Annotated in this window: 7 protein-coding genes; 4 read left to right on the plus strand and 3 right to left on the minus strand. The window is 38.8% G+C overall.

All coding sequences use genetic code 11. The features are described from left to right. Positions 1-118: 118 nt before the first annotated feature. On the minus strand, positions 119-1,366 hold the full coding sequence (gene odhB, locus QUH73_RS06560; protein ID WP_289529640.1) for a 2-oxoglutarate dehydrogenase complex dihydrolipoyllysine-residue succinyltransferase: 1,248 nt from the start codon (positions 1,364-1,366) through the stop codon (positions 119-121). 91 nt (positions 1,367-1,457) lie between these two features. Continuing rightward, a complete protein-coding gene (locus QUH73_RS06565; RefSeq protein WP_289529641.1) occupies positions 1,458-4,313 on the minus strand; it encodes a 2-oxoglutarate dehydrogenase E1 component in 2,856 nt (951 codons plus the stop codon). Positions 4,314-4,561: 248 nt separating this feature from the next. Here QUH73_RS06565 and QUH73_RS06570 point away from each other — a divergent pair, with 248 nt between their 5' ends. Genes QUH73_RS06570 through QUH73_RS06585 form a run of 4 tightly spaced genes read left to right on the plus strand, consistent with a single transcriptional unit; the run spans position 4,562 to position 11,299 of the window. Continuing rightward, the gene (locus QUH73_RS06570) at positions 4,562-5,230 is read left to right on the plus strand and encodes a YiiX/YebB-like N1pC/P60 family cysteine hydrolase (protein ID WP_289529642.1); all 669 of its coding nucleotides are present in this window, start codon (positions 4,562-4,564) and stop codon (positions 5,228-5,230) included. A 33-nt stretch (positions 5,231-5,263) separates the two neighbouring features. Next, the gene (locus tag QUH73_RS06575; protein WP_289529643.1) at positions 5,264-8,134 is read left to right on the plus strand and encodes a PD-(D/E)XK nuclease family protein; all 2,871 of its coding nucleotides are present in this window, start codon (positions 5,264-5,266) and stop codon (positions 8,132-8,134) included. A 46-nt stretch (positions 8,135-8,180) separates the two neighbouring features. Then, on the plus strand, positions 8,181-10,127 hold the full coding sequence (locus tag QUH73_RS06580) for an OmpA family protein (RefSeq protein ID WP_289529644.1): 1,947 nt from the start codon (positions 8,181-8,183) through the stop codon (positions 10,125-10,127). Between the two features lie 11 nt (positions 10,128-10,138). Beyond that, on the plus strand, positions 10,139-11,299 hold the full coding sequence (locus QUH73_RS06585; protein ID WP_289529645.1) for a cysteine desulfurase family protein: 1,161 nt from the start codon (positions 10,139-10,141) through the stop codon (positions 11,297-11,299). Between the two features lie 115 nt (positions 11,300-11,414). Here QUH73_RS06585 and QUH73_RS06590 read toward each other — a convergent pair whose 3' ends face one another. After that, positions 11,415-11,963: a hypothetical protein gene (locus tag QUH73_RS06590; RefSeq protein WP_289529646.1), complete on the minus strand. Its 549-nt coding sequence runs from the start codon at positions 11,961-11,963 to the stop codon at positions 11,415-11,417. Between the last annotated feature and the right edge of the window lie 33 nt (positions 11,964-11,996).

The raw sequence follows: 11,996 nt of genomic DNA on the forward strand, positions 1-11,996 counted from the left end.
TTAGAGAGTATGTTCAATTCCTGATAGGGGCAGCGTTTTTTTCTAAATGCAAACCGGAAGCTGTATTGACCTCCGGTTTATAAATTTTTCTTTTCATTGAAAGGTGATAATCGGGAGATTATATTTCCAATAACAATGAATCCGGATCTTTGCCTCCGAACAGCATTTTCTGAGGATTCTCAATCATTTCTTTAATCTTTACCAAGAAACCAACCGAATCCTTGCCATCAATTACCCGGTGATCGTAGGACAGGGCGATGTACATCATCGGGCGGATTTCTACCTTGCCGTTGACAGCAACCGGTCGTTCCACAATATTGTGCATGCCCAAAATACCCGATTGCGGCGGATTGATAATTGGAGTACTCAACAAAGATCCGAATACACCACCATTGGTAATGGTAAAAGTGCCGCCGGTCATTTCGTCCAGACTAATTTTACCCGAACGGGCTTTGTTGGCCAAACTCATCAATTCCTTTTCAATATCTGCCAAACTCAAAGTTTCGATGTTTCGGATTACCGGAACCATCAACCCTTTTGGTGTTTGCACTGCAATAGCAATATCGGTGTATTCAGGACTTACAATTTCCTCACCATCCATCATCGAATTTACTGCAGGGTGAAGTTGTAAAGCCTCCGAAGCCGCTTTGGTAAAGAAGGACATAAAGCCCAGCTTAATATCGTGGGTTTCTACAAATTTCTTTTGATACTTGCTGCGCAATGCCATTACCGCACTCATGTCAACTTCATTAAAAGTAGTCAGCATGGCCGTTTCATTTTTTACGGAAACCAAACGGGTGGCCAGCTTCTTCCGAAGATTCGACATTTTTGTGCGTTTCACTTCTCTCGAAATGCCTTTGCTTTGCGCTGGAATTGCTGCCTGATTGCCAGGATTACTGACTACTGCCTGAATGTCTTTTTTCGACAAACGTTGAATGCCTGCAATTACATCATCAACCGAAAGGTGATTTTCTTCCATTAACTTTTTTGCAACGGGCGAAATCTTAACATCCTTGTACGTTTCAGAATTTGTTGGCTTAGATGCTGCAACAACTGCAGGAGCCGTTTTCTCAGCAGGAACTTCTTCTTTTTTAGCTTCTTTAGGAGCAGAGGAAGCAGATGCTTCTCCTGCAAAACTTGTGTCTATGCTGCAGGCAACAGATCCAACAGCAACCGTATCGCCTTCCTGCGCCATAATCTGAATTTTACCACCTTCATCAGCAATAAGAGTCAGAGTGGCTTTATCCGATTCAATTTCTGCAATTTCCTGATCCTTTTCAACAATGTCACCATCTGCTACAAACCAGTTGGCTATTTCTACTTCGGAAATGGATTCTCCGGGACTAGGTATTTTTATTTCGATCATCTTTATTGTATTATTGTTTTATCATCGGGTAAAAGCAACTAAACCAGTTGCATGTCTTGATACTTTGTACTTTTTACTTGGGTATTTTGATTTACATTAGCAACTTACTTTTCTTTTCTTCGAAATATTCGTGCTGAAGAAGGATGTCTGCATGAGAACTGCCTTCTACACATTGCAACCCGCAATATTTCAGTTTTCGATCGCAATTGCATTTTCGAAATACCTTGTTTATGATTTCGTTTTGCCCTGCCAGGTGAATTTTATTCAATCCGGTTGCCGGACTGCCACTGGCCTGGCGTGCTACAGGCACCAATTTAACATCTTTGTTTTTAAACTTGTAGTTGATAAACTGCCAGGCTCCCATGTTTTCCGGTTCTTCCTGAACCCACAAATGAAGAAGGGCATTTGGATATCGACTCAAAATCTGATCAACCTGTTTATCAGGAAACGGATACAACTGTTCCACGCGAACCAAGGCAATATCCTGAGCAAACAATTCCTCTTTTCGGGCCAGTAAATCGTAATAGATCTTTCCGGAACAGAATACAACACGGCGAACTTCCTCAGCAATAATATTGTTATCGTCAATTACTTCCTGAAACTGACCTTTGGCCATGTCATCCATTTTCGAAACACATTTTGCATGACGAAGCAGACTTTTTGGCGTAAAGCAAATTAACGGAACCCGTATGTCACGTTTCACTTGTCTTCGTAACATGTGAAACAGGTTTGCAGGTGTAGTTGGGTTTATCATCTGCATGTTGTTGTTGGCACATAGAGTAAGGAAGCGCTCCATTCTTGCGCTCGAATGTTCTGCGCCTTGTCCTTCGTATCCATGTGGCAAATACATCACCAAACCATTTTTTATGCCCCACTTGTCTTCGGCAGCACTGATGTATTGGTCGATAACCGCCTGAGCCACATTATGGAAATCACCAAACTGAGCCTCCCAAATGGTCAGTCCGGAAGGATGCGCCAAGGCATATCCGTATTCAAATGCAAGTACACCATATTCACTAAGCAATGAATTGTAGATGTGGAAAGGTGCTTGCTCGGGGCTGATATTTTTCAGCGGGAAATATTTCTCGTCTGAGTTCTCAATCACCAAAGCGGCATGCCGGTGCGAAAATGTACCTCTTTCCGTATCCTGTCCGCTGACACGAACACTTTTTCCTTCTGCCAGCAGGCTTGAGTAGGCTAACAATTCTCCCATGGCCCAATCCAATTCATCATTCTCAACCATATTTTTGCGATCGGTCATTAACTTCCCAATCTTTTTGAAGAAAGTAAAATCATCGGGCAAATTGGTAATGTTCCCGGCCAACTCAAGCAAAGTCTTTTTCGCAACTCCTGTTTTAGGAGAAGATTCAAAATCTTCCTGGGTTGAGTATCGTATGTCTTTATAGTAATCCTCCAGAAAAGGCTGTATAATTACCTTCTTAAATGTTTTAGACAGTTCAAAATCTTTGTCCAAAAGCTTGTTGTAATCATCGTTGCTGTTTTTAATCTCTTCTTTGGTATAAATTCCTTTTTCAATCAGGAAATCGGCATAAATATCTCGTGGATTTTTATGCTTTGCGATTTCTTTGTACAAAATTGGTTGGGTAAAACGGGGTTCATCCCCTTCGTTATGACCAAATTTTCGGTACGAAAGAATATCTATAAAAACATCAGAGTTAAATTCCTGACGGTATTCCATAGCCAGTTTGATTGTGAAAATTAAAGCTTCCACATCATCACCATTTACATGAAACACAGGAGAACGGGTTACCTTTGCAACATCGGTACAATAAGTGCTCGACCGGGCATCCAGATAATTGGTTGTGAAACCTACCTGATTATTGATGATCAAATGGATGGTTCCTCCGGTTTTATATCCGGTTAGCTGCGACATCTGGATTGTTTCGTACACAATTCCCTGACCTGCAATAGCCGCATCACCATGAATGATAACAGGGACCAGTTTGTCCTGATCGCCGGTGTAGTCGTTATCAATTTTCGAGCGTGAAATTCCTTCAACAACAGCACCAACAGTTTCCAAATGCGAAGGGTTGGGTGCCAAATGAAGTTTTACTTTACTTCCATCATCTGTTTTTACCGTATTTCCATATCCCAGGTGGTATTTTACATCCCCCAAAGCAATGTCTTCTTCGAACTCTTCGCCCATAAATTCTTTGAAAATATTGGCGTAAGGTTTCTCTAAAATATTGGCCAGTACATTTAATCTTCCCCGGTGAGCCATCCCGAAGATAAATTCCTGAACACCAAGCTCAGCACCACGTTCAATCATGGCATCCAAAGCAGGAATTAAGGTTTCTGTTCCTTCGAGGGAAAAGCGTTTCTGACCGACAAATTTTTTGTGAATATAGTTTTCGAAACCAACGGCAAGTTTTAAATGATAGTAGATGTGTTTGCGTTGCTCATCGTTAAAATTCGGGGTGTTTTTAGTACCTTCCATCTTGCTTTGCAGCCATCGCATCATTTGAGGATGACGTACAAAAACATATTCTGCACCTATCGATTTGCAGTAGGTTTCTTGCAAATGGGAGACAATATCTTTTAATTTGGAAGCTCCCAATCCTATTTCAGTACCCGCATGGAAAACAGTTTCCAAATCTGATTCTGACAGATCAAAGTTTTCGATGTCGAGTGTTGGGAAATATTTCCGTCGGGTCCGAACCGGATTTGTCTTGGTAAAAAGATGTCCGCGCTGACGATAGGCATGAATCAGATTCATAACATTGAATTCCTTACTCGTCGGATTTGCGGCAGGAATATTTTCGTTGGCCGTTTGTTCCTTAATTGGAAATTTGGCTGTTGCAAAATCAAATCCCTGAAAAAATTGCCTCCAGCTTTCTTCAATAGATTCAGGATCATTCTTATAGGATTGGTAAAGTTGGTCGATAGATTCGATTTCACTGTTACCCAAAAAGCTAAATTTATCCATATAATTGTTCGTTGTACTTAGTCTGATTATCGTTGTTACTTAAACAAATGTATTAATTTTTAAGCCTTATGGTGATATCAAAAACGAATAAAAGATAAAAAGATCATTTTTTTTACAGATATCCATATAGAGTTTTTCTATAAGATGTTTTGATTTAACATTACTAAAAATAAACAGCACAATTCTTTTATTTGATGCCTGTTCGAATTACTTTAGATTTTTTAAGACAAACATGTAAAACCTCACAGATGTATTTTCTCCGTATTTTGATTGTTTTGGCACTTGGTGCTCCATTCACGGCCTGTCATAATTTACAAAAAAAACCTCGCTTTGCTCTCGAAAAAGGAGATCTTCTTTTTCAGGATCTGGATGCTGATTCTATTTCAGATGCGATAGAATCAGTAACAGGAGGAGATAAGAATCTGAGCTTTTCGCATGTTGGGATTGTTGATATTCATTCAAACGGGGATACTGTGGTTTTAGAGGCCATCTCAAAAGGAGTTACCTACACCAAACTCACTGATTTTTTACAGCGAAGTACAACTGCTGACCAAAAACCAAAAGTTGAGGTGGGAAGGCTAAAGCCTGAATTTACTGCTTTTATTGATAAATCTCTGGAGTCGGGAGGGAAGCTGATTGGAAAACCATACGATGATATTTACATCATGGGAGACTCAACCTACTATTGCTCTGAGCTGATTTATGACCTATTTGTAAATGCCGGAGATTCTATTGAAATCTTCCAGTTAAACCCGATGACTTTTAAAGATGCTAAAACCGGTGATTTTCTTCCTTTTTGGATTGAATATTACAAAAACTTAGGGGTAGATATCCCGGAAGGAAAACCGGGTTTGAATCCCAATGGGATGCACGAGTCTCCGAATATCGAGATTGTATTTTCCTACTTGCGACAATAATCTCACATCTTTCATTCAAATCTTACTTAAACAATGAACTCATTTTTACGCGAATTAACCAGCGAGCTGTACGAAAAATACGGCAGTAATTTATCCAATTGCATGTTGGTGTTTCCAAATCGCCGTGCAGGTTTATTCTTTTCAAAATATTTAAATGAATTGATTGAAAAACCAGTTTGGGCCCCCAGGATTTTAACCATTAATGATTTTTTTAAAACTCATTCTCAGTTGCAGACCGAGGATAATCTGGGTTTGCTTTTTCGCTTGTATAAAATCTACATTCAAAAAATGGATGTGTCGGAAAGTTTCGATGAGTTTTACCATTGGGGAGAAATGCTTTTGGGCGATTTCGACGATTTGGATAAATATCGTGTGAATGCAAAACATTTGTTTCAGAATTTAGCGGAGGAAAAAGAGATTGATAATCTGTTCGATTACTTAACGGAAGAACAGATTGTTGCCATTCAATCATTTTGGAGTTCATTCCGTCCCGAGAAATATTCAGAGCATCAAAAAGAGTTTGTGAAGCTATGGGAAAATCTGTATCCTATTTATTCTGATTTTAGAAATCAGCTGGAAGCAGAGGGATTGGCTTATGAAGGAATGGCTTCCCGAAAATTGGTTGATGAGCTGGAATCAGGAAAGATTACGATCAAAGAGGAACGAATTATTTTCATTGGTTTTAATGCCCTAAACCGTTGCGAAGAAAATTTGTTTGATGAATTGAAAAAGCAGGATAAGGCTGATTTTTATTGGGATTACGACGAATCATATCTTCAGAATCCTTATCATGAAGCCGGATTGTTCCTGCGCGAAAATATCAAACGGTTTCCGGCACCAAAATCCAATATCCGCTTCGATAATATAAAGAACAATCAAACAAAAGTTGAATTTGTTTCGCTCTCGTCGGAAGTGGGACAGGCGAAGTATGCCCACGCTGTGGTTGAGGAATTCTGTAGGAATTCGGAGGATGCTTTAGAGGAAACGGCTATTGTTTTGGCCGATGAGGAGTTGTTGCTTCCGGTATTGCATTCCATTCCTAAAATTGCAAAGAATGTGAATGTAACCATGGGATATCCTGCCAAAAACACGCCTGTGGCAAGTTTGCTGCGTTTGGTGATCGATCTTCAAAAAAGTGTGAAAAAATCCAATGGAGAGGTATCGTTTCATCACAAACAGGTATTGTCTCTTCTGAATCACCAATATTTGAATTCTGTTAATCCTGAATTGGCGCATTCCATAACACAGGATATTCTAACAACCAATAGAATTGAAGTTCCGCAACGTTTAATTAAGGGTGATTCCGTTTTGGAAAAGCTTTTTTCTCCGGTGAGTAGTGTAGAGCAATTTTCAATATATCTGCTCGAATTGCTTCAGGGAATTTATCAGAAATTAGAAACGACTAACGAGGAAAAAACCTTGGTAGATAAAATTGAACAGGAATACATCTATCATTTGTTTTTGGCAATAAAACGTCTCAATTCTTTATTAAATCAGCACAAAATAGAACTAAAGCAGGATACTTTTTATAAGATTCTGGATAAAATGATACAAAGTCTGAGCATTCCATTTGAAGGAGAACCCTTGGCTGGTTTGCAGGTAATGGGAATTTTGGAAACACGATTGCTCGATTTCAAAAAGATTGTCGTGCTTTCGATGAACGAAGGGAAATTGCCCAAAACAGGAGCTGCAAATTCTTTTGTTCCCTACCATTTACGTAAAGGCTTTGGAATGCCGACAATCGACCATCAGGATGCTATTTTTGCCTACTATTTTTACCGGTTAATTCAACGTGTTGAAGATCTTAAATTGCTGTACAGCACTCAAAGTGATGGGATTCGCACTGGTGAAATGAGTCGCTTTTTGTATCAGCTGAAATACGAATCAGATTTTGAGATTGTTGAGAACAGTCCGTCCTACAATATTTCTTTGCAGGAAACCAAGCCGATTAGCGTGGTTAAAAACGAACGAATTCAAACCTACCTAAGCAAGTATTGTGGTGATGGAATAAAGAGTTTTTCGCCGTCTGCCTTAAATACTTATATGAATTGCAGCCTAAGCTTTTATTTTAAATATTTGGCTGGTTTAAAAGAGCCCGATGTGGTTTTGGAAGAGATCGATCCGCCAACTTTCGGGAATTTATTTCACTCGGTTTTGGAAGAATTGTACAAGCCTTTTAGTGGCAAAACAATTCGGAAAGAAGATTTGGAAGGATTGCGGAAAAACAAAGTTTTGCTGGATCAGGTTTTGAAAGATGCTTTTCGAAGCATCTACTTTCAGCTAAAAAAGGAGCAGCCAATGGAAATTGGCGGCAGAAACCTTCTTGTTTTCGATATCTTAAAGAAGTTTATTGATCGGATATTGATTTTGGATCAGAAATTTGCACCCTTTGAAATTGTTTCTTTGGAGGGAAAATATAAGATTCAAATGCCAATAGGGGAGAATGCCGATCGAAAGGTAAACATTAGCGGATTGATTGACAGAGTAGACAAATTGAATGATACCATTCGCATTTTGGATTACAAAACCGGTAAGGCTGATCTTATTTTTAAAGACATCGCTTCTCTTTTCGAGAAAGAAGGAAAAAATAAAAATAAAGCGGCATTTCAAACTTTGCTCTATTGCTTGTTTTACGATGAAAATTACAATCCAAGTGTAGCAATTTCTCCTGGAATATACAGTCTGAAAGAGTTTTTTAACGATGGGTTTGATTGTACCTTAGCTCAGAAAGAAGGGCGTGGAAACGCCGTTCGTGTTGATGATTACAGAATGTTTAAAGCTGAATTTGTTGAAGGCTTAAAAAAATTGCTGGAAGAGATTTTTAATCAGGATATTCCTTTTTATCAGGTAGAAAATAAAGATATTTGCCGAACTTGTGTGTATGCCGAAATTTGCCATCGATAAGTTGCGGCTTCTTTTGTTCTTGTTACGAATGCAAAATATCAATACAATGTGTCGATCAGTTATTTTACTATTATTTTTCCTGTTCGTTGGTTTTACTTCCAATGCACAAAAAAAATACAGTATCACTTCAAAGAGAGCGATTAAAAGCTACGAGTTGGCAGCAGAGGCTTATCGGCAGATGGATAATGCTGAAGCTTTGAATCATTTGGATGAGGCAATAAAGCAGAACCCAAAATTTATTGAAGCATGGCTTTTTAAAGCTGATGTTTTGCACGAAACTGGCAATACAGAATCCGAAATTGAGGCCTATCTGGGGGCAATAAATATTGATGCCGGTTTTTTTCCGAATGTGCATTTTAATTTGGGGAATGCCTATCTGAAAATCGGAGAATATCAAAAGGCATTAACGAAATACGAAGAGTTTCTGTCACTTTCAAACAGTTCCGACAGAAATAGAAGGTTGGCAGAAAAAAGACTGGAAAGTTGCCGGTTTGCGATCAAGTCGATAGCAAATCCTGTCGATTTTAAACCGGTAAACCTTGGTGATAATGTGAATTCCGAATTTGATGAGTATTGGCCCAGCCTTACGGCAGATGAGAAATTGCTGGTATTTACGCGATTGCTGTCAGGGAAAAAAGAGGGTGCGGAGGTGAAAATTAAGAGACAGGAAGATTTTTATGTATCCCGCCAAAACGATAGTTTATGGATGCCTGCTGAACCATTATCCTTAGTTATCAATACGGATAAGAACGAAGGAGCTCAAAGCATTACAGCAGATGGAAAATACATGTATTTTACGGCCTGTGATCGTGCCAACGGATATGGCCGGTGCGATATTTACTATTCAGTTCGGGAAGGAGATGTTTGGTCGGCACCAATAAATGTTGGCAAACCGATTAATTCAAAAGATTGGGAAGCTCAACCTAGCATATCTGCTGACGGACGGGAATTGTATTTTGTGAGCAACCGAAAATCAGGAAAAGGGAAAATGGATATTTGGCATTCCAGATTGATTGAAACTCTGGAAGATGGAAAGCAACGATGGACACAGCCGGCTAATCTTGCTGTTAATACTGCAGACAATGAAATGTCACCCTTTATTCATGCTGGAAACCAGTATCTGGTTTTTTCTTCGGATGGGATGACCGGAATGGGAGCTTATGACTTGTTTAAGACAGAACGGGATAAAGATGGGAAATGGAGCAAGCCCGAAAATTTAGGATACCCAATTAATACGTATACTGATGAAATTGGATTGGTGATTAATGCCAAGGGGGACAAGGCCTATTTTTCTTCAGACAGGATGAAAGGCAAAGGGAAGGATATTTTTAGTTTTGATATGCCTGCAGAATTACAGCCGCCATCGGCATCATGGTTAAAAGGAATTGTGCTTGATGCCAGTTCGCACAAACCGGTGTCAGCATCTGTGCTGTTAATAGATTTAATGACGAAAGATACAATTACCCAAATCAAATCGGATCGTAAGGACGGAAGCTATTTGGTTTGTTTGCCTTCGGATAGAGAATATATTTTTTCTGCTGAGGCCGATGATTATCTTTTTTATTCCAAACATTTTGAGATGTTGAATGATCAGGGGAAATCGACTCCACAACAATTAGATATCTTTTTAGATAAGATTGAAAAAGGAAAAGAAATCGTACTTCGGAATGTGTTTTTTGATATCGACTCCTGGGATATTTTATCGAAATCTGAAATTGAATTGACCCGCTTGTATGATCTGTTGGCAGCTTATCCTAAATTAAAAATTGAAATTGCCGGTCATACCGATAATACCGGAACTGAAGATTACAATCTGAACCTTTCCAATAACCGGGCAAAGGCGGTTTGCGATTATTTAATTTCAAAAGGAATAGACGCAGCACGATTAAGCTTTAAAGGATACGGTGCTTCACATCCTATTGCGGACAATGAAACGGAAGAGGGACGAAGTTTAAATCGAAGAACAGAATTCAAAGTTATTGAAAATCAATAATAACCAATAAAATGAAACCGATATATCTTGATTACAATGCGACTACACCTATCGCACCTGAAGTTGCTGATGCAATGATTCCGTATTTAAAAGGTTTTTTTGGCAATCCGTCAAGCTCACATTTTTATGGACGGCAATGCAAAGAGGCTGTAGATAAGGCAAGAAAACAAGTAGCAGCATTGCTGAATTGTGATGCTGAAGAATTGATATTTACCAGTGGTGGTTCTGAGTCGAATAATTATGCATTAAAAGGCTATGCTTTTGCAAATCAGGATAAAGGCAAACATATTATCACATCTTCTATCGAGCATCCGGCAGTTACAGAGGTATGTAAATTCCTGGAGACACAAGGGTTCGACGTTACCTATCTGCCGGTTGATGAAACAGGACGGGTACAATTGCCTGATGTGAAAAAGGCCATTCGATCAGATACTATTTTAATTTCGATTATGTATGCTAATAACGAGGTGGGAACTTTACAGCCTGTTTCTGAAATTTCGAAATTGGCGAAGCAAAATAATATCATTGTCCACTCCGATTGTGCTCAGGCAGTTGGTAAAGTGCCTGTTAATATTCAGGAACTGGGTGTTGATTTGCTGACTCTTGCAGGTCATAAATTCTATGGTCCGAAGGGAATTGGAGCCTTGTACATTCGCGAGGGAATCAAATTGCAGAAATTGATTCACGGTGCAGATCATGAAAGGAATTTACGGGCAGGAACCGAAAATGTATTGGAAATTATTGGTTTGGGAAAAGCCGCCGAATTGGCCATGGAGGAGGAAGACAAACGAATGAGACATGAAAAGAATTTGATTCGGATTTTGCGCAGGAACTTATCTAAACTTTCAGATGTTCAGTTTAATGGGAATAACGATTTTTGTTTGCCAAATACCTTAAGTGTTTCCTTTAAAAAAATTCAGGTAAACGAGATTTTAAGTCGGTTGAAAAATGTGGCTGCATCAGCGGGTGCTGCATGTCATACTGATTGTGTGAATGTTTCCGCAACACTGGATGCTATGAAAGTTCCTTTGGAATATGCAATGGGTACAATTCGCTTTTCTGTGGGCAGATATACCACTAAAACAGAAATCGATTTGGCTTCAAATGAAATAATTGAGGTGATTAAAAGTTTACGCAGAGATGCCAATCAAAAGAAAAGCAACCCAATGTAAAACAATTTAATTATTTGAAACGTCCATGTCAAAGGTATTTTGATGCACAAGGACAAGATTATTGGTTCATGGTAATCCCGAAAGCTTTCACGACCATCTAATCATAAAATAAAAATTATAAACAGATAAAAAACGCATTTCCACTGGCTAATAATTCTTCAGCTTTGGAAATGGTGTTTTTTTTAACCAAGCTGTTTAGCCAAGGCAGATTGCCTTTTTTTTTGCGCAATTTTGCTTTGGAGTACCAATCTTTAGGATAGGAAATTATGGATGGAGTTCCTTGCTTCCCATATTCCGGATAGGATTTATAGTAGATATCACTAATGCCAACAATTAATTGGTCTTCCGCACTGTGAATTGAAAGTGTAAAATGCATTTCAATCTGGAAAACGGAAGGTCTTTCGCTTAAAGAAATAGGAACCCAGCCTTTGTATCGAAATTCGCCTGAATGTGAATTAATATATTCGATCTTACCATTTACGTGATCAGGAAATGAGGAAATCCATTCTCGAATTTGCTGATCTGTTATTGCTGTTTGCAGATATTTTGTTTCCAAACTTATATTTCCATCATCATCTAAAAATAAGTCGATGTTCTTTTTTTGTTGGGCAATTATGAATGAGCTAAAAGCAAAGGACAGTATAAGAAGGAAGATTTTTTTCATAATGTGTAGTTTAAGAATTGAACATACTATTTG

Source organism: Labilibaculum sp. K2S (genome assembly GCF_030372765.1).
In the GTDB taxonomy this organism is placed as follows: domain Bacteria; phylum Bacteroidota; class Bacteroidia; order Bacteroidales; family Marinifilaceae; genus Labilibaculum.